This window comes from Oleiphilus sp. HI0061 (genome assembly GCF_001635675.1).
This window is the reverse complement of sequence record NZ_LWFE01000634.1, coordinates 1-910: the sequence shown is the minus strand read 5'-3', so window position 1 is coordinate 910 and position 910 is coordinate 1. Positions and strand designations below refer to the sequence as shown.

Genomic DNA, 910 nt, shown 5'->3' with positions numbered 1-910 from the left:
TCTGGAAAGCAACACTTGCTCTACCAAAAGGGCGCACAGAACTAGAGCGTTTGGTCGACTCGGATGGTCAGCCTTTGCTTGATGGTGATACCCTTTATGCAGCCGCTTACCAAGGTAAAATATTTGCTTTAAGTGCGCTCGATGGGCAGGAAATTTGGTCTAAAGAAATTTCATCTTTTAACAAGCTCGCGTTAGGCTTTGGCAAGCTCTTTGTTACCACGGATAAAGGTGAGATTATTGCGCTTGATAAGCAAAGTGGAAAGGAGTTGTGGCGAAATGAAGAGTTCTTATATCGTCGTTTAGGCTCACCAGTGGTCTTTGACCAGTTTGTGATGGCCGCTGATTTCGAGGGCTATATCCATGTGCTATCAGTGCTGGATGGAAAAGTACTTGCACGGAAATACCCTGACAGTGATGGTGTCATGGGTGAGATGATTGTAAAGGGCGACCGGCTATATGTTTATGCACGTTCTGGTGACATAGTATCGTATCAGTTGAATTCGAAGGTAAAGGACCTTAGACCCTTGGGTTCGAGGTTTAGAAATAGAAGACTTTTCGAAGAGTCGTCTAACGAATATAGAGATTAAAGGTAGATAGATGGTTCCTGTAATAGCGCTAGTAGGTCGTCCTAATGTAGGTAAATCTACCTTATTCAATCGTTTGACCAAAACAAAAGATGCAATTGTCGCAGACTACGCAGGCTTAACTCGGGATCGTAAGTACGGCTCTGGAGTGGCGTTGGATAAGAAGTTCATTACTATCGATACCGGTGGTATAAGTGGTGATGAAGTCGGGATCGATGCTGTCATGGCTGAGCAGTCCTTGTTGGCAATAGAAGAGGCTGATCTAATCTTCTTTGTTGTGGATGGCCGGGATGGATTGACCCCTATTGATGAAGAGATAGCTCGTC

2 protein-coding genes are annotated in these 910 nt (G+C 44.6%); both read left to right on the top strand.

What is annotated here, in order from left to right; genetic code table 11:
* Positions 1-587, top strand: a 587-nt coding sequence (locus A3735_RS08085; protein WP_156499523.1) for a PQQ-binding-like beta-propeller repeat protein, incomplete at its 5' end; no start/stop codon positions are given.
* Positions 588-597: 10 nt separating this feature from the next.
* The coding region (locus tag A3735_RS08080) for a GTPase (protein WP_156499522.1) at positions 598-910 on the top strand (313 nt) is incomplete at its 3' end.